We start from the raw sequence: 26,266 nt of genomic DNA, 5'->3' as shown, positions 1-26,266 counted from the left end.
TAAAGCTTCTCCTACCGGCATTTGTTAGAGGGTATATACGCAATTGTACTAAAAATTATAACTAAATTTAAATGATACAGTGCTAACAGGTTATTTATAGGGAAGAGAAGTACCGAGGGGAACCCCCGGAAGAGAAAGAGAAAATTATTTTCCGGCAGCAACGCTGTCTTTAAGACTTTTGCCCGGTTTAAATTTAGGAACCATTTTGTCAGCAGTGCTGTATGTTTTAGTTGTTCCAGGAACTTTACCGCTTTTCCCTTTTTGAAGAGAAGATGCAAAACTTCCAAATCCTACCAATGAGACTTCTTCTTTCGCAACAAGAGCTGCGGTTACAGCTTCCGTGAAAGCCTTAATAGCTGTTTCAGCTTCAACTTTTGTTTTATAACCGCCGCTTTTTTGAACCAACTCTACGAATTGTGCTTTATTCATTTATTGCCCTTGATCTTAGATATGCGAATAACACTTGAACCTCCCATACATCGGAGTATAGAAGGTATAAGTGTTTTAGCCGCGAATACTTTAATATCTCTTACCTTAAATTTTTCTTCTTTTTTGCATTTTGTTGAATAGTTTTGTGATTTTGTGGTTTTTTAGACTGATTTTTAGCCATCTTCTGGAATTATGGGTCAATAAAAGCGGTGAAGTAAACTTTTTGGCATCGAAATGCTCACTGAAGTTTTTACCCCAAATTGACCATTTCTTCATAAAGTTTTGAGAAGAAGAGATCGATAAAAAAACCTCTTCCAAACCGATGCGTTCTTGTTCACTTAAACTGCTCATGATTTATCCCCTAACTTATTAATTTTTCGCACTACCCGAATTATTTCATCATCTTCAAGCATCCCTAACATATCAAGTACCGCTTTAGCAGCTTGAGGCTTGGCATTTCCAAGTCTCCAATCCTGATAGGTTCGCATGGAAATTCCCAGTTTGCTTGCCATCTCTTTTTGAGAAATCTTCTTACCGTTGTGTTGTGCCTCAATGGCATTGTGAAGAAGATTAAAAAGATCACTCATTTCCATTGCTCCATTGTAATATGCTTTTCTTAAAATAAACATTAAAACGTATAAAATATAATTAAAAATACATATATATACATAAATAACGTAGTATATATACGCACTTAATTACAAAGCATGATCTATACCAACTTTAAATACTAATATAATGGATAAAATATACGGAAAATCGTATGTTAATTTTCAAAAATAGATCAAGAAATGGACGAAAGAAGCGGATTTAACGATTTGAAACGGGTTGGGTGTTAAAAATTTAGAGAAAAAGAGGAAAGTGAATGATAGAAAAAGGGGTAAAAGGGGTAAAAGGGGGAATTCCCCTTAAGAGAGAAAATCCGTGTAGTCGTATTTAGAGAGGTCGACGTAAAATTCTCCCTCTTTTTGGATAATGCGTATATCACTTCCATAGGCCAGCTCAAAGCGTCGTTTAACCGATTTCCGTTCATCTGAACCCATGCCGATAAATTTGAGGTAGCGTTTAAGTTCTATTACCCCGTTCGGCAGGGACGGTGCGACTGGGGGTGTCGCTGTTATGTCGACATCATGAACACTGTTTCCTTGCGAAAGGAGCAGTTTTGTATTAATGACTTCCAAAAGATTTTTCAATTGCTCATCTTTGGCGGTATAAATCTCTTCAATCCGCTCGCGTTCGGCAATGAGCATTTGCTCTTTATCATTGACAAGGCGGTCTATTTTAGTTTCAAGTTCTTTGATTTTAAGCTTTAGCTGCTGATTTTCTTTTTGATAGAGGGCAATAATCATCCCTACCGTTGTTTTTTGAGGGGCAGGTACGGAGGATGTAGGTTTAGTGCTTTGTGCAATTTCTTGACGCTTGGCATCATCTAAAGAACTTCGTGGGACTATGATATAGGTCACTCCCCCCTCTATGATATAGTTAAGCCGTTTGGTCCGGAGTTTATTTTGGATCATCTCTTTTGACATTTTAAATGTCTTTGCATATTCATCAACGGTAAAACGCACATATCCTCCTTTTGGGATTTATCTCTATTATCTTAGCAAAAAATTGCAATGACCCCGATTATCGTTTTTTTGAAGGGATACTCCAGTCAGGTTTTGGCGGAGGGATGATTCCACCTTTGCGCATCCATATCAGATATCCGTTGCGGGTAAAGTTGTGTTTATCTTGGAAAGTATGCAAAGAACTGTGGCGAAATTCACATTTCTCCAAAAGGGCATGAAAATCTTCATGTAAGTGTAAAAAATCCTGTAACACTTCATATGCGCGATCTGAAATAATAACCGTACTGATAATAAGATTTTTGATTTCAATATAACGGGCGCATTCGTTTAGTCCGTCACCGACAAAATTTTCGTGTCCTAAGATATCCTCGAAGCGATGTACTTTTCCTGTGTGAACCGCAACACGAATCCCGCGGAAATAAGGGTATTCTTTTGCGATTAAATCGGAAAAATGGATAAATGAAAGCCCTAAAATAGGACCGAATCCTTTTAGATTTGGATGCAATATACAATAAAACCCATCTCCGGTCGGGATAATTCCCTGCAGCATTTTTTCCATGGGGATACCGGAACTTTTGACCATCTTTTGGATCATTTTTTTATAGGTCAGTGAGAGATAGGAGATGATTTCAAGCTGCTCATTCATCGATAGACGCGAAAAGTCAATAATATCGATCAATACAATATCGGTATCAATTGCTCTTTGGTTCATTATTGCATTCCTATCACTTATATATCTTATTGTAGTCTAAATTAGCTGAGATTGCTCAAAACTTAACGACATCGTTTCCAAGAACAGTATGGAAATGTGTTACCATTTCCGAAAATTTAAGGCAGGCAATTCTTATGCAAAAACGAACAAAAATAGTAGCAACTGTTGGTCCGGCATCGGATAAGGTTGAAATACTGACTGCACTTATCAAAGCCGGAGTCAATGTATTCCGACTTAATTTTTCACATGGAACGCATGAATATCATTCACAAGTTTTATCCAATATCCGTCAGGCTATGCGTGATACAGGATTGCTGGTCGGAGTATTACAAGATATCTCAGGTCCGAAAATACGTATCGGAGAGCTTAAAGAAGACTTTTATCTCGAAAGCGGAGATCGTCTCGATTTTTATTTTGAAACATGTGTTGGACTAAAGGTGGAAGAAAAACACTATAAGCTTTCAATCAATAAAAAAGATATTTTACAGAAGTTGAATATCGGGGAAATAATGTATTTATACGACGGTACTATTCGAGCCCGTATCGATGAAATTTGTGATCTTTATGTCCGGGCGACAGTCGAAAACAAAGGAAAGCTCTCGTCAAACAAAGGGGTCAATTTTCCTAATACCCGTTTGGGTATCGATATTTTGACCGAAAAAGATAAAACGGATATAGAGTGGGGTGTGGCGAATAAGGTCGATTTTATGGCGATATCCTTTGTTCAAAATGCTCAGGATATGATCAATGCACGTGAAGTGGTTCGCTCCTATGGCGGAGAGGTACAGTTGTTTGCGAAGATAGAAAAATTTGATGCAGTTGAAAATATTGATGAAATTTTACGTAGTTCGGACGGGATAATGGTGGCCAGAGGGGATTTGGGAATTGAAGTCCCGTATTACCGGGTACCGACCATTCAAAAGATGCTAATCGATAAAGCAAATGAACATTCCAAACCGGTTATTACCGCAACACAGATGTTGCTGTCGATGACGGAAAAAGAGTCTGCAACCCGTGCCGAAATTAGTGACGTAGCGAATGCGGTGCTTGACGGTACGGATGCCGTAATGCTCTCTGAAGAGAGTTCGGTCGGACATAACCCGGTTTTGGTCGTTGAGACAATGGTAAATACGATTCAGGCTATTGAGGAGATTTATCCTTTCGGCAAGTTTGATTTCGGATATGACGATCAGATGGATGTGGTCAATGAATCCGCAGTGCGTTTAGGCGACTCACTCGATGCGGAGGGGATCATTGCAATGACAACCTCGGGTGCGTCTGCAAAAAAACTCTCCCGGTACCGTCCAAAAATGACGATATATGCTGCAATGCATGAAGAACGTGTGGCTCGACTTCTGACAATAGTTTGGGGGGTAGTTCCTGCCTATATAACTAAAAAAGGGCGTTTGGAAGAGATGTTGAGTGATATTATCCACAGCGGGCTTTCTCGCAATATCCTGAACAAAAAGAACACTTATGTCTTTACGGCGGGATATCCGATCGGAACACCGGGTACTACGAATGTGATCCGAATTTTACGTGAAAACGAGCTCACATTTTTCGGAGAAACGAAACCGCAGCCGAGCAAAGGGAAAAAAAGCGAGGAAAATTCGATTCCTACCTTGTTCTAAAAAAATGGACTGAAAATTGCTTTAAGTGTCGATGAGGGGCCTAAATGTTTGTTTCGTCACACACAAGCCCCTCCAAACTCGATCCTTTACGCTACAATTTCATCCATGAAAACCGATACCCTATTTACGAAACCTATTTCAAAACAATTTGAATTTGATGCAGATGTTGCTGCCGTCTTTGATGATATGCTTGTACGCTCAGTCCCGTTTTACAAAGAATCACAAGCGCTAACACGCAGATTTACCTTAAATGCTCTTGCAGAGGGGGGAATCGTGTATGACTTAGGATGTTCTACGGCCTCTTTGCTCCTAGAGATAGAGCGCGCTGCAGGGAAAAACAGCGGTGTTCGTTTAATCGGTATCGATAATTCACCTGCCATGATTACCCATGCCCACAAAAAATTAGAGGCATACGGCTCTTCCATCGAACTCTACGAAGGCGATATCCTCCAATTTCCGTATGAAAAAGCACAAGTTATTATCAGTAACTATACCCTTCAGTTTATCCGCCCGATGGTGCGTGATACATTGGTGCGGACGATTGCCGAAACATTGAATGAAGGCGGGTCATTTATTTTTAGCGAAAAAGTGGTGAGTGAAGATCCGAAACTGAATAAAGAACTGATCGATTGCTATTATGAGTTTAAAAAAGTGCAGGGTTACAGTGAATACGAGATTGTCCAAAAACGTGAAGCTCTCGAAAACGTCTTAATCCCGTATACCATGAATGAAAATATCCAAATGGCTAAAAATAATGGATTCAAAACGTGTGAAGTCCTTTTCAGATGGGCTAATTTTGCAACGTTTATAGCGATTAAATAACGCCCTTACCTAACGCTTCCTCTTTCAGGATTCTGTGCGGGCTGAAGCACCTCTTTCATATCTTTATAATCGATTAGATTTTTGTCACATTGCTTGTGGTAATACCCTTGGGCATCATAATACTCTTCACAGTCGTTGTAATAGCGCATACTGACTCCGCGATCATTAAAACAGCCCGAAACTAATACAGGTAGCAGAATTAAAAAGTAGTGTTTTTTCATGGGGTTATTGTATCTCATCTGGGTTTAAAGCTGTCGGTGCTTTTACAAAACTCTCTCAAAAAACACTCACTGTCGCATTTAGGATTTTTTGCGGTACAGATATATCGTCCGAACAATACAAGACCCTGGTGGAGTTGATGGAGGTTGGTCTTGAACTTTTTGACCAAAGTTTCTTCCGTCGAGATAGCAGTGAAATCATCACTTAACCCTAATCGGTGACTGACACGAAAGACATGAGTGTCAACCGCCATCAAGTTGGCTTGCGTGTATTCGATAAGGACAACATGTGCGGTCTTTTGACCTACTCCGGCTAACGTCACCAACTCTTTCTCATCGAGCGGAATTTCTCCTCCGTAAACGTCAACAACCCTTTTCGCCATTGCGATGAGATTAATCGCTTTGTTATTAAAAAACGAGCAGCTTTGAATGATTTTTTTTACGTCTTCAATATCGGCATTTGCCAGATCTCTTGGGGTTGGATATGCTTCAAATAATGCCGGAGTGATGAGGTTGACCCGTTTGTCGGTACATTGAGCGGATAGAGCCACGGCAATGACTAACTCATACGCGTTTGCGTAGCTTAGTTCCGTTACCGCATCGGAATATCGTTCCAAGAGAGCCGCTTTAATAGCTTCTATCTCTTTTCTGGTCGCTTTTTTCATTCAGACTGCCCATAATTTTTATGCGTATTGTATCACGACCCGAAAAAAAAACATGAGTATGAAGATTTTGTGTTACAATAACTAATTTCCATGCAAATTAATTCAGGGGACAACTTTGGGGTTACTACAATTCATTAAAAAACTTTTTACGAAAGACGAGCATCGTTTTGCAGAGGTAGGTGATCAAAGTATCAATAAAGAGCTTTTTTACAGGGTTTTGGACACGGATACCGCCGCATTGCTTTTCTTTACAAAAGAGAACGGATGGATCGGAGCAAATAAAGCTTTTTTTGATTTGGTACCCCTCCAAACGATCGAACAATTACGTAACAATCATGAGAGTATCCGTGAGCTTTTTGATCATGAAGATGAAGAGGTATTTACCGAATTTGATAAAAGCTGGCTGGACTATCTACGAACCCATTTTCCGAAAGGGTATGGGCTTACTATTCGAGATCCTTCGGGAAAAATGCACACAATGTCGGCAACATCCACATTAATCCAAGAAAGCGGAACGGATCTTTATCTGTTGCGGCTGGAAGATCAGAGTGCCCTTGTGGATCTGAAGGCTGAAATAGTCAAAGTTGAACAGCTCAAAACGAAGTTTCTAGCCAATATCGGACATGAATTCCGTACTCCGATGAACGGTATCTTAGGGTTTATCGAACTTTTGTCTAAAACATCTCCGAGCGATACACAACTGGAATATATCCATTCGGTACAGGGTTCAGCGCGCAGTCTGATGTCAAATATCGAAAATCTGCTTGATTTGGCCCAAATGCAAAACGGCCGTTTGAACGTCAGCAAAAGTGAATTTAATATTGTTGCCGAGATGGAAGAACTCGCTCGAGGAGCTGTTTCGATGGCAGGGGATAAAGGAGTCAATGTTTCATTTTTTATTGACCCGAAACTTCCGACCTACACAAGCGGCGATATCCGTAAAATTAAACAAGTCATCAATAACCTTTACAATAACGCATTGAAATTTACTCCGCAGGGTGGACGTATTACGGTTGAGGTAAAGCTTCTCAAACGCAATACGACGGGAACGTGCAATATCGGTTTTATGGTCAAAGATACGGGAAAAGGGATCAGTAAGTCCGATCTGAGTTATATTACCCGTCCGTTTGTTTCGGGCGATCATGCCGATAGCCGTTTGGGTGTCGGTTTGAGTCTGTCTCATGGTCTTATTTCCCTGATGGGGGGTGAACTCAAAATCACCAGTGATGAAGGGCGCGGCTCATCGTTTAGCTTTGCATTGACCTTGGACGGATCTTCCGATCATGCGATGCAAATGATCAACGCCCATAGTGTCAAAGTAGTCCTTGTTGATGATAAACGCCTCGATGACGCCAACCATCTAACCAACTATTTACGCAGTTTCGGAGTTAGTGTCACGAAAACACAAATGGTAGATGAATCCATTTTTTCGGATGTAGAAGTGGTTTATATTATTGCTTCACAGGAAAAAAGCGACTGGACGATGCCGCTTGCACGGATGCAACGGACATGTAAAACGGTCTTGTTGCTGGAAGAACATGAACGGCTTCAGGCAAAAATGCTTCATCTGATTGATACGTCTCTTTCCAAACCGCTATTGCCGACCACATTATTGGAGCATTTAGTGGATGTGTTAGGTCTTCAGAAAGAGACTCCGGCTGTTGCCCCACAAATTCAGCAGGGGGTGAGTGCACTGGTCGTTGAGGACAATTTAATCAATCAGCGTTTGATTAAATTGCTGCTTAAAGAGTATGGGATCGCTGTAACAGCTGTCTCGAATGGAGATGAAGCGGTAGAGAGTTGTCAAGAACATAGGTTTGATATCGTCTTTATGGATATTGATATGCCGATCAAAGACGGTATTTTGGCTACCCAAGAGATCAAGGCCGCAGAAGGGCCGACGCGCGTTGGACGAATGCCAATTATCGCATTAACCGCACTGGCTATGGAAGGAGATCGCGAGTATATTTTAGGACGCGGATTGGATGATTACCTTTCCAAACCGCTTACTCGTGAAAAACTTGAATATATTCTTCACAAATATTTACACGTAAGTGCATAAGGAACGAAGATGATTTACTTAGAAAGCTTCACAAAGGATCACGCTTCTGTAGTAACGTTGCTCACTTCGTGTGCCCAATTACATTCTGATCCGATGATTTATGCGGATATTTCAGGATCATTGATTGGATGCAATGACTTGTTGATGGAATTTTTAGGAACAAAAGCACTTGATGCTATTGCTCCGCTAAATGAGTGGTTTGAACCGCAGGGGGTCAATCTCACTTTTCTTCTCTCACAATCCGGGAACTATCGGGGTAAAATCAATGCTGGTGGAGTGACGTACGATGTTTCAGTAAAATCAGAAACGATTGTGCTGGATAACTTTCCGATGGTTGGTGTTGTTTTCCGAGATACCTCGATTATTGAGAGAGCACGTGCTGCAGAACGTTATTTTGAAGATTTCAAAAAGAAATTCCTGACCAATATTTCTCATGAATTCCGAACACCGATGAATGCTATTATCGGTTTCAGCGACCTGCTCAAAAGCTCGCCTCTAAGTTCATGGCAGCTGGAATACGTTCAGATGACGAGCCGAAGTGCTCTGTCCATGATGCGAAATATTGAAAATCTTTTAGAACTAATGCAGGTCGAAAGTGGAAGCGTTCATACCAACTTGGCGCTCTTTAACCCGCTTGAAGTCTATGAAAGTTTTTCTCAGCAGTTTGGAGATATTGCTCTTTCCAAAGAAATTGATTTGATGTTTCTGATCGATCCGCATTTGCCTAAAACAATGATCGGTGACCAGGATAAAATACTTGCAGTTATGCGTAATCTAGTCCAAAACGGTATTAAATTTACTGAAAACGGCGGGCGTGTACTTGTCGAAATATTGATCGTAAAAGAAGAAAGCAATTTTATCGAGGTGGAATATGCCGTAAGTGATACGGGCGTCGGTATTGAAAATGAAAAAATTAAAACACTCTTGCGTCCGTTCGCTTCTGCCTGGGATAATCAACGCAAAGGCAAAGACGGTCTCGGAATCGGGCTTAGTCTAAGCCATAAATACGTGGATATGATGGACTCCCATCTGATGCTTGCTTCGGAAGAAGGGAAAGGTTCCCGCTTCTCATTCCGTGTTACGCATCAAATGAATGAAGAGGGGACCTTTGACTTTATCGAAGGGACCCGTGCGGCTATCTATACCCAAGATATTCAACTTTCAGCACAAGGAGCTCTATTATACAAATATTTGGAGCTTTTCAGTGTGCAGCCGAAAGGGATTCACGATTTAGTCAATACAGAGTTGCATGAGAGTGACGTCTTGTTTTTAGACATACCGCATATCTCAAAATCTCAGATTGATGCAATTAAATTAGCATATCCGAACTTGCGCATTGTTCCGATTATGAAACTTGATTATGGTGAGAAAGCCGATGCGTTGATAGATTCGGTTGAATCAATTGTAACGTTACCGATACTCCCTAGTTCTCTCCATAAAACATTGGCGGTCATCTGGAATGCAATGCCGAAAGAGTATATTTCGCATAGCTTTGAGGCACAAAGTATTCCTCAAGCGGAGAACATCAAAATATTGGTGGCGGAAGATAATCTTATCAATCTTAAACTGCTTGAAACTATCTTATTACAAGAGCACTTCCGCGTCGTAGCAGTTGAAAATGGACAAAAAGCCGTAGATGTTTATCTCAAAGAACGTTTTGATTTAGTTTTGATGGACATCGATATGCCGGTTATGGACGGTTTGATGGCAAATCGTCTGATTAAAGAGATCGATAAACGTGATTCTCGAGGATTTGTACCGGTCATTGCGCTTACCGCTCATGCATTAATCGGAGACAGAGAACGAATCATTGCAGCTGGATTGGATGCCCATTTGGCTAAACCGATTGATAAACATTTCCTATTACAGACTATAGACCGCTATTTAAAAATTGCACAGCAGAAACGCAGTACTACTATTATTTAATTTTGGTTGTTTATTGCGTACTATACTCACAAATGTATTATAATGCCGAAATCAAAAACCCCTTCTACAGGGGAACAACACAAGGATAACAATGAAGCGATATTACAGCGCTTGGATTTTGGGTTTATTGTTGAGTGGAGCGAGTGCATCTGCAGCCGTATTGGCGACCGTCAACGGCGATGAGATTACATCGGATGAAGTGAATAAAGTATTGCTAGAGGGGACACAGGGTCGATTCGATTCTCTTCCGGCGGATAAACAAAACGAATTGCGCCAACGGATCATCGAAGGGATGATAGCCCAGGAGCTGGTATACGACGATGCTCAAAAAACAGGAGTACTGGATACCAAAGAGTACAAACAAGAATTAGAGAACCTGGTCAACCGACTAAAAGTACAACTGGCGGCAAAAGTATGGGAACAACAACAATTCGAATCGATTAAAATCGATGCGAAAGAAGTTAAAGCCTATTTCGATGCAAACCCGGATGAGTTCGTGGATAAAGAGAAGATCCACGCACGCCATATCTTGGTAAAAACAGAAGCGGAAGCCAACGCGATTATCAAAAGTATGAAAGGGCTCAGCGGAGATCGATTGAGAAATGAGTTTATCGCACAGGCGAAATCGAAATCAACAGGACCGAGCGCGGCAAAAGGGGGAGACCTCGGATACTTCCCCCGCGGACAAATGGTACCGTCGTTTAACGATGCCGCATTCGCAATGAAAGAGGGAACGATATCCTCTACTCCGGTTCAAAGCCAATTCGGATATCACGTTATCTATGTCGAAGACAGAAAAGCGGCTAAAAAACTTGGATTTGATGATGTTAAAAACTTTATCGAGCAGCGTTTGAAAATGGATAAATTTAAAGCCTATATGGATAAAAAAATGGCTGACTTACGCGCAAAAGCGAAAATCACTTACTCTAAATAAATAATCAGATATAAATACCGAGGGGAATTCACCCTTTGGTTTGTTTGCCTCTTTCGAGGCAATACTGCTTAGTTTCTATTAATAGCGTTCAAATCTTCAAATGCTACTTTCACACGATTAATTAACGTTTTTTGTCCGTCTCGCAACCATTTTCTCGGGTCATAATATTTTTTATTCGGTTTTTCTTCCCCTTCAGGATTTCCGATTTGTCCTTGGAGATAATCTTTGTATTTCTCATAATAATCTTTTACCCCTTCCCATGTCGCCCATTGGGTGTCGGTATCGATGTTCATTTTGATAACGCCGTAGCTGATCGCTTCACGGATCTCTTCGTGGGTAGACCCTGAACCGCCGTGGAATACGAAGTTTACCGGTTTATCGGATGCGGTAGCGAATTTTTCTCTGATGTATTTTTGGGAGTTGTTGAGGATGATCGGAGTGAGGACGACGTTACCCGGTTTGTAAACACCGTGGACGTTTCCGAATGAAGCGGCAATGGTGAATCGGTTGCTCACTGCGCTGAGTCGCTCATATGCATATGCAACATCTTCAGGCTGAGTGTAGAGTAGGGCATTATCGATATTACTATTATCGACACCGTCTTCTTCTCCACCGGTAACACCGAGTTCGATCTCCAAAGTCATACCGATTTTAGACATACGTTTCATGTATTCTACACACGTTGCCACGTTTTGTTCCAAGCTCTCTTCGGAGAGATCGAGCATATGTGAACTGAAGAGGGGTTTACCGTATTGTTCAAAATGCTTTTCACCTGCATCGAGAAGGGCATCGATCCATGGAAGAAGATGACGAGCGGCATGGTCGGTATGCAAAATTACGGGAATACCGTAGGCTTCAGCCATCATGTGAACGTGTCTTGCTCCGGCGATTGCTCCGACGATAGCCGCTTTTTCATCCTCATTGCTGAGCCCTTTTCCTGCGTAGTAACTTGCTCCGCCGTTGGAGAATTGGATAATGACCGGTGAGTTAACCAGTTTAGCCGCTTCGAGGACACCGTTGATCGAATCAGTATTGACTACATTGACCGCTGGGAGTGCAAATCCCTCTTCTTTTGCAATTTCAAATAGTTTTTGAACATCATCACCGAACAGTACACCAGGTTTCATTACTTCTAAAATACCTTTGGACATTCTTTACCCCACAGTTAAAATTGACGATATTATACTCTTAGAGCAATAATGATAGAATTAAAAAAAAATGGAGTTGGTTTTGGTACGTGTCGCAATGTTGCTTTTTCTCGTTTTTTTGACGCTTCACGCCGAACCTGCGCCTGTTGTCTATAATACTTTGGCTGAGCCTCTGCAAAAAAGTACCGTCTCGATTGAAAAACTGAGTCAACAACCTATTATGGAGCCCAACAAAAATATTTTGCGCAATTTTTTGGACAGTGTTGAAGCGACATTGGTTGTCGGCAATGAGCTCTCCGGTGCAAAACAGATTGATAATGAGGTATTGAGTGCTTATTTGAAAGATTTACGGACGCTATCGCGCACCAAAGAATCGATTGACGCGCTGTACCGCAAATCCTTGAATACCGCAATAACGCAGTCAGACAAAAAGAGTTTTGAAGATTTGATTTCCGTTCCGATGGATCCGCTCCACAATCCTCGTATCCGTGCCGAAGTTATTGCCTTCTATCAAAAGAATTATCCCCATCATTCGATTAAAAGCATTGAAGCTTTAAGTGCCGAGCAGGAGTTGGAACAAAAAAGTATTCAATTTGCCCTTGAACAAGAACAAGCCTACGAAGAACATTTACGGATTTTAAAACGCTCTGAAGTATCAGGAGTGAAAAAAATTGCGAGAATCGGCTCCCGGAACAGCGTTATTTTAAGTGCGGATCAAAATAAAGCAGGAAATTTTGAATTTGAAGCCGAAAATTTAAATCCGTATACGGTAACACTGCACATCGATTTTGAAACGTTAACTAATTTAAAGGCATCCGGCAGATTGCCTCTTTTTGTCGAAATTCCGGGTAGAAGTAAAAAAAAGGTTTTGGAACTTTCCCGTATTTCTGCTTCTGAAGGCGTTGATTACCGTTCTTCTTATGGTTGGGTCCGGGGATCGGCTTTTGCGGTGCATCAAGATGATTATCTTTATAAATTGCCTTTTATAAAAGGTTCTGAAGTCGTTGTCTCTCAAGGGTATAACGGTGAAACATCCCATAAAGGGCTTTCTGCTTATGCGGTTGACTTTCCCGTGCCGGTAGGAACCCCGGTATATGCGGCACGTGAGGGGATTGTTGTTGGAGCGGAAGGAAGTAATAACTTTGGCGGTGCAAGTCCTGAATATCGTCAATATGCCAATTATGTCATTATCGAGCACAGCGACGGAACGATGGGGAATTATTACCATCTGAAACAAGGGGGAGTCGCTGTTTCAATCGGTCAAAAAGTTTCCAAAGGAGATTTGATCGGCTATTCCGGAAATACCGGATATACGAGCGGTCCGCACCTTCATTTCAGTGTCAGCAAAGTAGATCCGTTATCGATGCGCCGACCTATGAATTTGCCGATAAAAATGCAAACGGCACAAGGAATTGTAACTTTACCGCAAAAAGGCGACCGATATACGGTACAATAATCCTAACATTTTTTAATATGGGGTCTTCCGATGTTCAATACCGTAAAATCGAAAATCATTTTTTCCACGCTTCTTTTCAGCTTTATGGGGCTAGGGGCGATATATTGGTATTTGACGACAACGTTTCACGATTTTTCAAATGATACGGCGAAACGCTCGCTTACGATGTTAAGCCAATCGATTTTTCAGACACTGACTCAGAGTATGCTGGCGGGTGATCCCAATGTCGTTATGGAAACGATCAGCAAAGCCCAAAAAATTGAGGGGATTGAAACACTCAAAGTAGAAAAATCCCAAGCGGTAATCGATCTTCTTGCCCCTAACGAAAAATTCACGGAAGAACCGCTTATTCGGGAAATTTTTAAAACGAAAGAGGCTCAAGTAATCGAACATACGAACGGGTCCCATACGATACGGCTTTTACAGCCTCTTGTCGCAGAAGAACGATGTCTTGCCTGTCATACAAATGCGCAAGTCGGCGATGTAATGGGTGTTATGGATTTGGTCATTTCACTTGAAAAAAATGATATTGAAATCGGCAAAACTCAAACAGTTCTATTGATTGCACTTAGCGTTGTTGTTATTATTTTTGTTTCGGTCTTAAATCTTTTCTTCGGGAAAGAGGTTCTGATGCCGTTGGAAGGACTGCGCAATCGTATCGGTGCATTGGTAAGCGGAGATAAAGATTTAACCAAACGTCTTGAAGTCACCAAAAAAGATGAGTTTTCTCAAGCAGCTCTGGCCGTGAATAATTTTGTCTCTATGATTCAAGAAACGGTCAATGAAGTTAAAGATCTCGGAAAACAAAATGCGATTATCGCTACAACGATCACCAATGCAACACGTACGATTTCCGGCGGCGTCGAACAAGAACGACTCATTGTTGAGGCTACAACCCAGAAAAGCCATTCCATCAAAGAGATTCTTTCGGCTGCCATTACGGTGTCGGAACAGACCCAACGTAATGTGGCAAACGCCAATGGTGAGCTTGTGACTGCAAAAGATGCCCTTTCTCGTTTGGTTCAGGAGGTAGACGGATACATTGAAATCGAACATGAGATGTCATCTCAGCTTGTTTCGTTGCGTCAGGACGCCGATCAGGTTAAAAATGTTTTAGGGGTTATTAAAGATATAGCGGATCAAACGAATCTTTTGGCACTTAATGCGGCTATCGAAGCAGCACGGGCGGGTGAGCACGGACGCGGATTTGCTGTTGTAGCCGATGAAGTACGAAAACTGGCGGAGCGGACTCAAAAAAGTTTGACAGAGATAGAAATCAGTGTCAGTACAATCGTTCAGGCTATTAACGATGTAAGCGACAAAATGGGGGATAATGCCAGAAATATGAATGAGTTGACTGTGATCTCCAATGAAGTAGAAGAAAAAATTTCTGCCACTTCTTTGGAAATGGAGCGTTCCGTTTCCGTGGCTGAACGTTCTCATCAGGATTCGGTTGAAGTGGTCGGTCATATCGAATGGATTATAGATAAAATCTCTCAGATCAATGATGTTTCCGAATCAAATCGTCACAGTGTCGAGAGAATTGAGAATGATTCAAAACAATTATTGAATGTAGCCAATTCGTTATCAGAACGTATTAACGAGTTTAAGAGCTGAAAATACAGAGCCAGAGAGCATTCTCTGAGGTTGATAGGACTCTGTGAAGAGTATGCTTCGGGAGAAAGAGGTAATCGCCCGAAATCATCTCCCGCGTTTGAGTGCCAATCTCCAACTTAGCTTCCCCTTCGAGAAGCAAAACCCATTCGTCCTGGTCTTGATCATAGAGTTCTCCGGGAGTTTTCAGATTTGAACGGATGGACTCAATTTTGAGTGTTTCATTATGAAAAAGTGTCGAAAATATTTCATTGTTTTCAGTGGGATTTGGCATTTTATACAGGTTGTCAATATGGGTCAAGAAGCACTCCTAAGTTAACGCATGATATGATTGCGTCATTATAAACCAACAGTAGAGAATTTATGAAAAACATCGTTTTAATCGGTTTTATGGGAGTTGGAAAAGGTTCTGTCGCACGTGAAATCGTGAAACTGTCCAGTCTGGTTGCATTAGATACCGATGATATCATCGAGAGTATGGAAAATCGGCGTATAAAGAAAATCTTTGCAGAAGAGGGTGAAGAATATTTTCGTGAATTGGAAAGAAAAGTGGCCCTTTGGCTTCAAAAAGAGGTAAAAGGGACATTGATTTCGACCGGAGGGGGCTTTTTTAAAGTCCCTAATCTAAAAAAAATCGGGACGATCGTCTATTTATCTGCCCCTTTTGATACGATTCACAATCGCATCCTGGCACACCCGGATGCTGCAAAAAAACTTCGCAAGAGACCGCTGTTTCAAGACATAGAAAAAGCCAAAAAACTCTATGAGGAACGCTCAGCTCTTTACAAAAAAGTTGCCGATATTATTATCGATGTCAGTGATAAAGAGCTTAGTGAAATTGCTAAAGAGATTTTAAAAAAGGTGAAATAAGATGAAAAAGCTAGTGTTAATACTTTTGCTTTCGGTATTGTCGTTGTTTGGTGGAAGTATCAAATGGGAAAAAGATTACAGTTCGGCGATTGCCAAAGCAAAATCGATGAATAAACCTTTGATGTTCATTGTTTCTAATCACCATTGCCATTATTGTGTCCAATATGAAAGTACGACAATGAAAGATCCAAGAGTAGTTCAAAAATTGAATAGCGATTTTATCAGTTCAATTGCATATATCGATGAAAATCCGATTTTCCCGCATCAGTTGGAAGTGCCGGGAACACCGGGAACATGGTTCCTCAAGCCGAATGGCGAGCCGATGTTTGAACCGATAATGGGAGCAGCAGATGCCGAGAGTTTTTTAAAAGCTCTGGATATTGTAAAAGAAGAGTTTAAAAAAAGTACGACGAAAAAGTAAAAAAGGATAATTATGACACTTATTCATACCGGTGATGCCAATTTCAAAACCGTATTCAGTGAACTTCTCGGCCGCGGCAAGATGGATATGGAACATGTATCCTCGATTGTCAAGACGTTGATTGACGAAATCCGTAGTGAAGATGATAATGCACTGATCCGTCATATTGAGAAATTTGACCGCTGGAATCCTTCTTGCGGCGATGATTTGCGTATTAATCCTTCAGATATGAAACGAGCGTACGAGGCATTAGACCCGACACTTAAATCTTCATTGCATTTGGCGTATGATCGTATTCGATCATACCATGAAAAACAGCTTCCTAAAAGTTGGTTTGATACGGAAGCCAATGGGACCATTCTTGGGCAAAAAGTGACTCCGGTTGACCGTGCAGGTCTTTATATCCCCGGAGGAAAAGCAGCATATCCAAGCTCATTGTTGATGAATGTCATCCCGGCTCAAGTGGCGGGCGTTGAACATATTGTAGTTACCACTCCGACTCCGGATAATGAGCCCAATGCGCTTTTATTGGCAGCATGTCATTTATGCGGTGTTACGGAAGTGTTTAAAGTCGGTGGTGCGAGTGCGATTGCCGCAATGGCATACGGTACAGCAACGATTCCGAAAGTCGATGTGATTACGGGACCCGGAAATATCTTTGTCGCAACAGCCAAAAAAATGGTGTTCGGGGAAGTAAATATCGATATGATCGCAGGGCCGAGTGAAATAGGTGTGTTGGCGGATGATTCGGCAAACCCCTCTCATATCGCGATTGATCTGCTCTCTCAGGCAGAGCATGATGAGATGGCAAGTTCCATTTTGATCACGCCGTCACAAAAATTCGCGGATGCGTGTGCCGTAGAGATTGAAATATGGTTGAAAAAACTTCCTCGTGAAGTGATCGCCCGTAAATCGATTAAAGAGCGCGCTGCAATCATTGTGACGGAAACCATGGAAGAAGCGGTCAATCTTATGAACGAGATCGCACCAGAGCATTTAGAGGTAGCAACCGACAATCCTTTTGCATTGCTCCCTTCTATCAAGCATGCCGGAGCGATCTTTTTAGGTCATTATACTCCCGAGGCAATCGGGGATTACGTTGCAGGTCCGAATCATACCCTGCCGACCGGCGGAACGGCACGGTTTTATTCACCGCTCGGGGTAGAAAATTTTATGAAAAAATCTTCTATTATTTCTTTTTCCCGGCAAGCGATCAATGAAATCGGTGAAGCATGTGCTTTGATTGCCAATACGGAAGGTTTAGGTGCACATGAAGCATCTGTACGATGCCGTTTAGATAACTAAAATCAATAAAACTTTACATCTTATTCAATAAAATTTTCCCATCTCCGGGAAAACCTCCAAATGGTTACAAATATCAAAAAGTTATAGCAAAACAGTGTTCTATTTTAGTTTCAGTTAAAGCTAATTAGGTTACTATCAACGCAGCAGTAATGCCGTCAAATGCCTGTAATCATGGTATCGAATAAAGATTATTCATATCGCTTATGTATGAAAATTAAGTAACGTGAGATAGGAATCAAGGAGAATATATGCAGTTAGGTTTCTTGGTAGACCTTCACCTTTGCATGGGGTGTAAGGGCTGTGAGATTGCGTGTAAAGTGGAAAACGAAGTTCCGCTTAGTACATGGCGTCTTCGTGTAAAATATATCGATGTGGGAACTTTCCCTGAAACGAAGCGAACATTTACTCCGCTTCGTTGTAATCACTGTGCCAATGCACCGTGTGAACGTATTTGTCCGGTAAGTGCATTGCACTATATCGAAAACGGAATTGTTAATATTGACAAAGAACGTTGTATTGGATGTGCAGGATGTGTTATGGCATGTCCGTACGGTGCGATCTATATTGATCCTCAAACACAAACGGCAGATAAATGTACCTACTGTGCGCATCGTATTGCAAGTGCAATGATGCCATCATGTGTCGTAGCATGTCCGGTAGAGGCAAATATTTTCGGTGATTTGGATGATCCGACCTCCAACATCAGTAAATATATTCAACAGCACCAAGGTGACGTACAAGTTCGTAAACCTGAAAAAGGGACTGATCCACACCACTTCTATGTCGGCGGCGGCAACGTTCAACTCAATCCGTTGGCATCATTCCGCGGCGAAGGTCATAACCTATTTAACAAGTTGACCCATCTTCCTCTAGGAGGGCACCACTAATGGTACACGAAACACTTGCGGCAACCAATGCGATCGTAGTTCTTGACGTTCCATTACCGGCTATTTTTTGGGGCTGGATTATTACGATGAATATGTGGGCGAAAAGTATCGGTACCGGTATTATTTTCCTCGCATTTTTCTTGTTGAAAAAATATCCGGAGCAAACCGGTTTTATCCGTTTTCCGGCTGTAGCAATTTCGATTGTATTTATCCATGTCTTCTTATTCTTTACGGTCATTGATTTACATCAAATGTTCCGTTTCTGGCATATTTTTGCCCATCCTCATTTGACATCGGCAATTACGATCGGTGCGTGGATGGCGACAGGGTTTGTCGGACTTCTCTTTGCAATGGCGTATGCGATCTATCTTAAAAAAGATGAAGCAATGTACGATAAATTGCTCGGGTGGACAGTATTGCTGGCAATTCCGGTTACATTGTATACCGCAGCTTTGATGGCAGAATCAACAGCACGCGAATTGTGGCAAATGCCAACTGAATCGGCACAAATGATGTTGGCGGCATTTTTGGCAGGTTCTGCAACAATGATTTTGCTTGGCGGAAACAAATTTTCAGATGCAATCAAAAAAGATCTCGCCATTATTTTAGGTTTAAGTGCATTCGCTGCCTTTGTCCTTTATATGTCTGAGTATATTTTCGGTGGTATGAAAGCCGAAGAGGTTGCTGCAACCTTGGCTTTTGTCAAAGGCGGTGAATACACTGCAATGTTCTGGATCGGCCAAGTAATGGCATTCTTGGCTCCGATGGCATTAGTATGCTTGAGCTTGAAAAACAAATCGTATTATTTGTTGAAAATCGCTGCCGTATCGGCATTGGTCGGTTTGTGGGTGAGCAAACATGTTTGGCTCGTTATTCCACAATTGTTAAATATGAGCTAAGAGGTAAATTATGATGTATTTAGAAAGCAGAAGAACATTTTTAAAAGGGACCGCTCTCACTGTAGCCGGTGCCGCTATAGCGAAGGGTGTATTTTCAACCGACGCAGTGGCAGAGTCGGTGAAAGCAAGTAAATTTACCAATACACCTGATACCTTGTCATTTTATCCTCCGCTTGATCAGTGGGATAACTTCCAAGAGCTTGACGGTACCGATTGGAAACGCGGTGGTATTAATCGTCATGGTGTACGAAGTGAAGAGAACCCTGACGGTATTTTAGTGCACGATTTCATGCTTATTCCGACTGCATGTTCAAACTGTGAAGCATCATGCGGTTTGACTGCATGGGTTGATAAAAAAACATTGACGGTACGAAAATATATGGGAAATCCGCTCCATGCGGGGTCACGCGGACGCAACTGTGCAAAAGGGTATGCCGCACAATCGCAAATGTATGATCCGGATCGTATTCCGTTCCCACTCAAACGTGCTCCGGGTTCAAAACGGGGTGAAGGAAAATGGATTCGTACGACGTGGGACGAAGCGATGACCACGATCGGTAAAAAAATGGGTGATACGATCCGAAAAGGAGATGAACTTTCTCGCAAATCGGTTATGTATCATATCGGACGACCGAATGAGAATGGATTTGTTCCTAAAGTTTGGGAGACGTTGGGTCTGGATTCATACAATTCTCATACCAATATCTGTTCGGCTAACGGACGTACACCGTCAATTCATTTTGTAAATGATGACCGTACCAGCCCAGACTGGGCAAATGCGAAATTGATTTTCTTGAATTCATCGCATGCTGCAGATGCTGGCCACTATTTTCAGCAAGCTGCCGGAATGATTGCTGATGCTCGTAAAAAAGGTGCGAAAATGGTCGTTATGGACCCGCGCCTTTCAAACTCTGCAGGGATCGCCGATCTTTGGTTGGCTCCATGGCCGGGAACAGAGTCGGCGATTTATCTTTATTTGGCAAATCGTATTTTGCATGAAAATAAAGTTAATAAAGCATTTGTAAAACGATGGTTCAACTGGGAAACATTGATGAACGATAGCGAATATCTCAATTATATGGTTGAGAAAACCTATATTTCAAAACTTCCTGCCGGACGTGATTTTGAGAGCTATTTAGAGCTATTAAAAGATATGTATTCTCCGTATACCCTAGAATTTGCGGTCAAAGAGACTCACATACCGGCATATAAGCTTGAAAAACTCTATGAAATGTTTATTTGGGCTGAAGATGCGATTTCTACCTATGTTTGGCGTGCAACAGCAGCCGGTAACCGCGGTGGTTGGATGAATGGTAAATCGGTTTTCTTTGTTACCGGGTTACGCGGTGCTATCGGAAATGTCGGTGGAACGGGTTGGTATCACTGGCATGACATAGCTGTCGGCGGAAAAGGTGGAAGTGCAACGGTTGGTCAAGGAAAATCTGGTAAAGACGTTCCGAAAGTAAAAGCTTGGAATGAATTGACATGGCCTCCTGAATGGCCTTTGTCAACGTATGAGCTTTCATTCTTGCTCCCTCATTTGCTAAGTGACAAAGAGTGGCAGAAAAAATGGAATGATCGCGGGTTGCAAGTGCCGAGCAAACTTGCTGTGTATATGCCTCGTATGTACAATCCGGTTTGGATCAATCCGGATGGATTCCGTTGGCTTGAAGTGTTGAAAAATGAAGAAATTATGGAATTAACCGTTAATCTTTCTCCGGTATGGTCTGAGACTAACTGGTATATGGACTATGTTCTTCCAACTGGACTTGCGGGTGAACGTCACGACCAACATTCTGAAGCAACAATTCCGGCACGATGGACATCTTTCCGTCAACCGGTATTACGTGTAGCTCTCGAAAAGTCGGGGTGGAAACCTAAAAACCCAAATCGTGCGACTCTTGAAGCACACATCAAAGCTGGTCTTGGAGAAGTTTGGGAAGAGAATGAGTTCATGTTTGACTTATGTGTTAACTACATCGATCCGGATGGTAGTTTGAACATTAAACAAATGTGGGAATCAAAACGCAATCCAGGTAAACCGGTCACCATCGCTGAATGGTACGATGCAGCGTTCGGGGATAATTTACCTAAATTGCACGAAACTGTTATGAACGACGAACGCTATGCAAACGATGAATTCCCGGTTTATTCATATATGCGTGATCACGGTACTTGGCTCGAAGAGGATAAAATCTACAATGTCCAAGAACGTGAACTCAAAATCGAAGAGGGAAAAGTTGAATCGTATGAGCATAAATACGATGCAGGTTCGATGAGTGTGGACTCTGCAGGTATCATCAGTGCGGTGGATGACAAAGGCGACTCGAAAAAAATCGGTATTGTAGTAGACGGTAAAAAAGTGCAAGGATTTACGACTCCTACACGTAAACTCGATGTCTATACTCAATGGGTGGCAAAAGATTGGAAATGGCCGGAATATGCTATGGCGATCTATCCTCGTAATGACAAAGAGAAAGAGGAAATGGTTCATATCCTTTCACACGTCAATCATGTCTATATGAAAGAAGAGAACTCTTTTGCGCTCAATACGGTATTCCGTTTACCGTATAACATTCATACGCGTTCTGCAAACTCTAAACATCTAATGGAGATCAGTCAAAACCATGACCCGATCTGGATTTCTACGAAAGATGCCGCACGCCTTGGATTTAAACGCGGAGATGCGATTCGTGTTCGAATCGTAGATACGGTTTCGGGATTGGAAAGCGGACATTTTGTTGCTATGGCAATACCGACAGAGGGTGTTTTACCGGGAACATTGGCATGTTCACATCATGGCGGACGCTGGAAATTGACCAATGCAGTTACCATTCCAAATGGTGTATCTGACGGTAAAGTAGCACCAGGTGTTGCACCAAGAGATCTAACGAATAAAGAATTCTTGGCTGAATCTCCTGTAAATGTCGGTAAAGAAGGTGCTCAAACCAAAATTGATGATTATAGCGGTACAACCGGTATCAACAGTTTCGGGGTTCCAGTCGCAGAAATTCAAATGGACGGCAAAGAGGGCAAACTCAAATACGTTGAGGGAATCAAAGGGTTTAAAGCGGAACGCTTCGCTGAATACAACCGTGACTCTGAAAACGTATGGTGGGACGGACTCTCCGGTTCATGGCAAAATGCGGTAGCGGCTCCGCATCCAGACCCGGTTTCGGGAATGCACTGCTGGCACCAAAAAGTATTGCTTGAACCGGCACAAGCGGGAGATAAAATCGGAGATATTTTTGTCAATTACGACAATAATATGAAAGTGTATCAAGCATGGAGAGATAAACTTACACGCGGTTTGGATTCAAATTCCAAACTTCGCCGTCCGAAACACATTTTCCGCCCGTGGGTTAAACTTGATCCTACCTCGTATGATGTAAACATCAAGAGCTAAATTTTCTGCTTCTCTTTCTAATAAGGACACCTAAAGGGCTTTTCAGCCCTTTAGGCTACAATCCTACAATCACTTTTAAAGGCTTAATCGTTATGGATGAGATCATTGCTCGAAGCAATATTTACGCATTGCTATCTCGAATATTACTCCAAGAACTGGATAATGATATTTTAGAGACACTCAAAAATGACCCGACTGTTTTAGAATTTTTTCCTCATTGGGAATCATGGGAACAGCGAAAAAATCTTCCGAATAAAGAGATATTGGAAGAGTATCTGAATCCGGACTTTACGAATCTATCGATTTTGCATTTAGTACCGTATGAAACATTTTATACCCGAAGTGATCAGATGATTGAAACAGGCGGCGCAAACCCTGTAACGGATATTTACAGTGCATATGACTTTTTAGTTGATTATGAAGTTGCACGTGTCGTATCATCAGACCATATTGGTATCGAGTTTGAATTTATGCATCATTTATGCGAAGCACAGAAAAAAGCTTTGAGTGAAAATGATACTGAAGCAGTACTAGAATTAAAAAAAGAACAACACCGTTTTTTAAATATCCATCTTCTTCGTTGGGCACCGATGTATCTTATTAATATGAAGTATGAAGCTCGTACGCCTCTTTATTACGATGCAGCCGAAACAGCACTGGAATTTATTTTGAGTGATAATGAAACTTTGAGCGCAGAGGTTTAAAAATAGATGGGATTGCTGAGTTTATCACCCGCACGATGTGTTCGCGCACTCAGTATCAATTCGATTTGTACAATATGTGCCGATGTTTGTCCAACCGGTGCGATTGTCCTGAGTGGTCGTTTGCCTTCAATTAACCAATCTACATGTGTCGGGTGTGCAGGGTGTGTTTCATCATGTCCCACAGAAGCTTTGGCACTGGATGATTTCAGTCCAACCGATTTTTTCTTCGATTTTGTGAGTGATACGTCACTGCTTGTATCGTGTCAAAAAAATGTACCATGTCTGGCAGCATTGGGGAGTGAACACTTAATCGCATTGTGCGGTATGAAAAAAGGGCTTAAACTCGATATCGGTCATTGCGGTTCATGTTCGATCGGTGAGTCAATTTTACGTGATCTTAGAGAACGTATAGAGAATGTCAATTATGCTCTTGAAGCGATAGAATCAGAGTATAGTGTGGATCTAGTTGAAGAAGCGTATACTGAGAGTGAAAAATCCGAATCGACACCGGATAGAAGAGATTTTTTTAAAACGTTTCATCTCAAAAAAATTGGTGCGTATAAAGCAAATTTTGAGCGTGAAGTACAGATGAGTACAGATGAGTATATATCACATACCCTAGATAGTACTCACACCCAAGGGTTGCGGACCAAAAAAATTACCGATCGAAGGAAAGTTTTTTTTACAGCTCTTAAACGGCTAGAAAAGCCTTCGGTCTATCATGTAGTGGAAGGGGATCGGATTTCGTTCACCTCCCAAAAACTTTTGGATGAAACGAAATGCACCGCATGCGAAATGTGTTATCGGATTTGCCCTACGGGTGCATTAACTTCTGATATGCGCAATTCGAAAATCGACTTTGACCCATTTTTATGTGTCAAATGCCATTTGTGTCATGACGTATGTGAAAGTGATGCGATAACGGTGTCGCCATCCTATAATCTCAAAGAGTGGTATACACCGACGGTTCAAAATCTGGTTACCTACTTGGTACGGCGATGTAATGAGTGTGACGCAATGTTTAGTTCTGTAGGCGGTGAGAAAATTTGTCGCAGATGCCGTTTGGAAGAGGAAGAAGCTATGGAATTATGGGGGCTGAACAATGATGAACAACGATAATTCGATTACAGTCGAGACCAAACTTTTCGGCTTTATTGCCGAAGAGGCACACAGTAACCGATTCTCATCGATGATGAATAAATTATTCAAAGCCGATGGGATTAACGCAATGGTGATTCCGATGAATATCCGTCCCGATGACGTTGTTTTTACGATTTCTCAAATGAGGCATTCGAAACTAAGCGGCGCTGTGATCGGATCGGAATATCAAGTTGAAGCACTAAGTTTGGTAGATTCAGCATCGGAGTTTGCACAAGAACAGGGTTTAGTTGATTTGATTACGATTGAAAACAATGAACTCTCCGGTGATTTGATCATGCCGAGGGCATTAGAACAGTATGCTGAGCGTGAGGATTTTAAAGACGATATTGCGCTGCGGTCGCTAAGCCGCTATTTTTATGACTTAATACGAGGAGACAAAGAATGAAAGAAAATGATTACAGCGATTTACGAGCCGAATTCGATGAATTTGTGCGGGGTAAATGTGATACGGGTTCATGTGAAACGAGCAGTGAGACCGATCCTGACGAAGAACCGGTTCCGGGATTCGTTGATGAACTCTCCGATAAATTGTTGTCTCCATACCATTGCGGTGCCTATTTATCGCGTTTGGATATTAAACGGGTAGCTGAAGCGATCGATGAATCGATTCCGATCAAAGAGCGTAAAAAAATGATCAAAGCGCTTTTCCGTCATACAACGAAAAAAGCATATTTACGCAGTGCGTTTGATGAATTCAACCGTCATTTCGGGGGACGCGTTTTGATTTATCAAGAGCTCTCGGAAGCGTTTCCTGCATCAAAACCAATATTTGATGAAAATATTTCAAAGATCAAAATGACTCAAAAGATTTTAGATCAAATTATTGAAGATTTTGAAGAGATTGAACCGACAGACGATCCGTTGAATATTTAAGATAAGAGGGTGATCCCTCGATATCTATGAGATAAAATTAGCCGATGAATCCGGATTTGAGGATCATCTGCCAAATAAGGGCTGAAGCAATACCTCCGGCGAATCCTGCGATAATATCATCTCCCATTACACCAAGCCCCCCTTTAGCCTCACGATCGATTCGACCGATAATTGAGGGTTTTTTAATGTCAAAAAGACGAAAAAATAGTAAACTGAGTGCAATTTGAATTGCAATGCCGTTTGTCCAAACTCCTAAGTCTGAAAAAGCAAACATAATTCCCGGTGCGATAGAGAGGGCAAACCACATTCCTACGAGTTCATCGATAACAATGTGCTGAGAATCATGGCTTTGAGTCTCGGCTTCATAGCGATCAATCGTTTTGATGGCGATAAGGGTAATGAGCAGCGTTGCCAAAAAAAGGGTTTGCGGCCCTAGAAATATTAAAATGGCGACTCCAAAAGGTAATGATGCCAATGTTCCCATCGTACCGGGGGCCTTCGGAGAAAGACCGCTGTAGCCGACGGTGATAAAAAACAAGCGAAAATTCACAACAA

Annotated in this window: 27 protein-coding genes; 17 read left to right on the top strand and 10 right to left on the bottom strand. The window is 41.7% G+C overall.

Annotated elements, in window-relative coordinates:
- Positions 1-144 precede the first annotated feature (144 nt).
- From PHE37_RS00225 to PHE37_RS00205, 5 genes are all read right to left on the bottom strand, one after another.
- Entirely contained in the window at positions 145-429 is a 285-nt protein-coding gene (locus tag PHE37_RS00225) for an HU family DNA-binding protein (protein ID WP_299924521.1), read from the bottom strand.
- Positions 430-534: 105 nt separating this feature from the next.
- Positions 535-780, bottom strand: coding sequence for a hypothetical protein (locus PHE37_RS00220; protein WP_299994483.1), 246 nt, complete (start codon positions 778-780; stop codon positions 535-537).
- Positions 777-1,022 carry a helix-turn-helix transcriptional regulator gene (locus tag PHE37_RS00215; protein ID WP_299994484.1) on the bottom strand — a complete coding sequence of 82 codons (246 nt, stop codon included), beginning with the start codon at positions 1,020-1,022 and terminating at the stop codon, positions 777-779. Before PHE37_RS00215 ends, PHE37_RS00220 begins: the two co-directional genes overlap by 4 nt.
- 315 nt (positions 1,023-1,337) lie before the next feature.
- A complete protein-coding gene (locus tag PHE37_RS00210) occupies positions 1,338-1,997 on the bottom strand; it encodes a hypothetical protein (RefSeq protein WP_299994486.1) in 660 nt (219 codons plus the stop codon).
- Positions 1,998-2,055: 58 nt separating this feature from the next.
- Positions 2,056-2,709: a hypothetical protein gene (locus PHE37_RS00205; protein ID WP_299994487.1), complete on the bottom strand. Its 654-nt coding sequence runs from the start codon at positions 2,707-2,709 to the stop codon at positions 2,056-2,058.
- A 134-nt stretch (positions 2,710-2,843) separates the two neighbouring features.
- Between PHE37_RS00205 and pyk the strand changes: the two genes are divergently transcribed.
- On the top strand, positions 2,844-4,340 hold the full coding sequence (pyk, locus tag PHE37_RS00200; protein WP_299994489.1) for a pyruvate kinase: 1,497 nt from the start codon (positions 2,844-2,846) through the stop codon (positions 4,338-4,340).
- Positions 4,341-4,445: 105 nt separating this feature from the next.
- Positions 4,446-5,162, top strand: coding sequence for a carboxy-S-adenosyl-L-methionine synthase CmoA (gene cmoA, locus PHE37_RS00195; protein ID WP_299994533.1), 717 nt, complete (start codon positions 4,446-4,448; stop codon positions 5,160-5,162).
- Between the two features lie 5 nt (positions 5,163-5,167).
- Here cmoA and PHE37_RS00190 read toward each other — a convergent pair whose 3' ends face one another.
- Both PHE37_RS00190 and nth read right to left on the bottom strand, forming a co-directional pair.
- Positions 5,168-5,383 (bottom strand): hypothetical protein, encoded by a 216-nt coding sequence (locus PHE37_RS00190; protein WP_299994490.1) that lies wholly within the window; start codon positions 5,381-5,383, stop codon positions 5,168-5,170.
- A gap of 14 nt (positions 5,384-5,397) precedes the next feature.
- The gene (nth, locus tag PHE37_RS00185; protein ID WP_299994492.1) at positions 5,398-6,045 is read right to left on the bottom strand and encodes an endonuclease III; all 648 of its coding nucleotides are present in this window, start codon (positions 6,043-6,045) and stop codon (positions 5,398-5,400) included.
- A 115-nt stretch (positions 6,046-6,160) separates the two neighbouring features.
- Between nth and PHE37_RS00180 the strand changes: the two genes are divergently transcribed.
- From PHE37_RS00180 to PHE37_RS00170, 3 genes are all read left to right on the top strand, one after another.
- Positions 6,161-8,107, top strand: a complete 1,947-nt coding sequence (locus tag PHE37_RS00180) for a response regulator (RefSeq protein ID WP_299994494.1) — start codon at positions 6,161-6,163, stop codon at positions 8,105-8,107.
- 9 nt (positions 8,108-8,116) lie between these two features.
- Entirely contained in the window at positions 8,117-10,033 is a 1,917-nt protein-coding gene (locus PHE37_RS00175) for a response regulator (protein ID WP_299994495.1), read from the top strand.
- A gap of 91 nt (positions 10,034-10,124) precedes the next feature.
- Positions 10,125-10,967: a peptidylprolyl isomerase gene (locus PHE37_RS00170; protein ID WP_299994497.1), complete on the top strand. Its 843-nt coding sequence runs from the start codon at positions 10,125-10,127 to the stop codon at positions 10,965-10,967.
- Between the two features lie 68 nt (positions 10,968-11,035).
- Here PHE37_RS00170 and fbaA read toward each other — a convergent pair whose 3' ends face one another.
- The gene (fbaA, locus tag PHE37_RS00165; RefSeq protein WP_299994499.1) at positions 11,036-12,118 is read right to left on the bottom strand and encodes a class II fructose-bisphosphate aldolase; all 1,083 of its coding nucleotides are present in this window, start codon (positions 12,116-12,118) and stop codon (positions 11,036-11,038) included.
- A 79-nt stretch (positions 12,119-12,197) separates the two neighbouring features.
- On the opposite strand from fbaA, the gene PHE37_RS00160 reads away from it, so the two are divergent.
- Together PHE37_RS00160 and PHE37_RS00155 are read left to right on the top strand one after the other, a co-directional pair.
- Positions 12,198-13,571, top strand: coding sequence for a M23 family metallopeptidase (locus tag PHE37_RS00160; RefSeq protein WP_299994501.1), 1,374 nt, complete (start codon positions 12,198-12,200; stop codon positions 13,569-13,571).
- A gap of 30 nt (positions 13,572-13,601) precedes the next feature.
- Positions 13,602-15,188: a methyl-accepting chemotaxis protein gene (locus PHE37_RS00155; RefSeq protein WP_299994503.1), complete on the top strand. Its 1,587-nt coding sequence runs from the start codon at positions 13,602-13,604 to the stop codon at positions 15,186-15,188.
- Here the strand turns inward: PHE37_RS00155 and PHE37_RS00150 are convergent.
- A complete protein-coding gene (locus PHE37_RS00150) occupies positions 15,178-15,486 on the bottom strand; it encodes a cupin domain-containing protein (RefSeq protein WP_299994504.1) in 309 nt (102 codons plus the stop codon). The two genes, PHE37_RS00155 and PHE37_RS00150, sit on opposite strands and share 11 nt — an antisense overlap.
- A gap of 62 nt (positions 15,487-15,548) precedes the next feature.
- Between PHE37_RS00150 and PHE37_RS00145 the strand changes: the two genes are divergently transcribed.
- The 10 genes from PHE37_RS00145 to PHE37_RS00100 all read left to right on the top strand — a co-directional run bounded on the left by PHE37_RS00145 (position 15,549) and on the right by PHE37_RS00100 (position 25,711).
- Positions 15,549-16,055, top strand: a complete 507-nt coding sequence (locus PHE37_RS00145; protein ID WP_299994507.1) for a shikimate kinase — start codon at positions 15,549-15,551, stop codon at positions 16,053-16,055.
- Between the two features lies 1 nt (position 16,056).
- Positions 16,057-16,476, top strand: a complete 420-nt coding sequence (locus PHE37_RS00140; protein ID WP_299994509.1) for a DUF255 domain-containing protein — start codon at positions 16,057-16,059, stop codon at positions 16,474-16,476.
- Between the two features lie 12 nt (positions 16,477-16,488).
- Positions 16,489-17,781: a histidinol dehydrogenase gene (gene hisD / locus PHE37_RS00135; protein ID WP_299994511.1), complete on the top strand. Its 1,293-nt coding sequence runs from the start codon at positions 16,489-16,491 to the stop codon at positions 17,779-17,781.
- 248 nt (positions 17,782-18,029) lie between these two features.
- Positions 18,030-18,668: a 4Fe-4S dicluster domain-containing protein gene (locus PHE37_RS00130; RefSeq protein WP_299994513.1), complete on the top strand. Its 639-nt coding sequence runs from the start codon at positions 18,030-18,032 to the stop codon at positions 18,666-18,668.
- Positions 18,668-19,567, top strand: a complete 900-nt coding sequence (nrfD, locus tag PHE37_RS00125; RefSeq protein ID WP_299994514.1) for an NrfD/PsrC family molybdoenzyme membrane anchor subunit — start codon at positions 18,668-18,670, stop codon at positions 19,565-19,567. The genes PHE37_RS00130 and nrfD overlap by 1 nt, the downstream gene beginning before the upstream one ends.
- Before the next feature lie 13 nt (positions 19,568-19,580).
- On the top strand, positions 19,581-22,973 hold the full coding sequence (locus PHE37_RS00120; RefSeq protein ID WP_299994535.1) for a molybdopterin-dependent oxidoreductase: 3,393 nt from the start codon (positions 19,581-19,583) through the stop codon (positions 22,971-22,973).
- A gap of 92 nt (positions 22,974-23,065) precedes the next feature.
- Positions 23,066-23,677, top strand: a complete 612-nt coding sequence (locus PHE37_RS00115) for a molecular chaperone TorD family protein (protein WP_299994515.1) — start codon at positions 23,066-23,068, stop codon at positions 23,675-23,677.
- Positions 23,678-23,683: 6 nt separating this feature from the next.
- On the top strand, positions 23,684-24,796 hold the full coding sequence (locus PHE37_RS00110) for a 4Fe-4S binding protein (RefSeq protein ID WP_299994518.1): 1,113 nt from the start codon (positions 23,684-23,686) through the stop codon (positions 24,794-24,796).
- The gene (locus tag PHE37_RS00105; RefSeq protein ID WP_299994521.1) at positions 24,780-25,223 is read left to right on the top strand and encodes a hypothetical protein; all 444 of its coding nucleotides are present in this window, start codon (positions 24,780-24,782) and stop codon (positions 25,221-25,223) included. Before PHE37_RS00110 ends, PHE37_RS00105 begins: the two co-directional genes overlap by 17 nt.
- Complete coding sequence (locus PHE37_RS00100) at positions 25,220-25,711, top strand: hypothetical protein (RefSeq protein ID WP_299994523.1); 492 nt, start codon at positions 25,220-25,222, stop codon at positions 25,709-25,711. The genes PHE37_RS00105 and PHE37_RS00100 overlap by 4 nt, the downstream gene beginning before the upstream one ends.
- Before the next feature lie 37 nt (positions 25,712-25,748).
- On the opposite strand, the gene PHE37_RS00095 is transcribed toward PHE37_RS00100, so the two are convergent.
- Positions 25,749-26,261, bottom strand: coding sequence for a phosphatidylglycerophosphatase A (locus tag PHE37_RS00095; protein ID WP_299994525.1), 513 nt, complete (start codon positions 26,259-26,261; stop codon positions 25,749-25,751).
- Between the last annotated feature and the right edge of the window lie 5 nt (positions 26,262-26,266).

This window comes from Sulfuricurvum sp. (genome assembly GCF_028681615.1).
Lineage (GTDB): Bacteria > Campylobacterota > Campylobacteria > Campylobacterales > Sulfurimonadaceae > Sulfuricurvum.
This window is presented reverse-complemented; position numbering and strand designations above follow the sequence as displayed.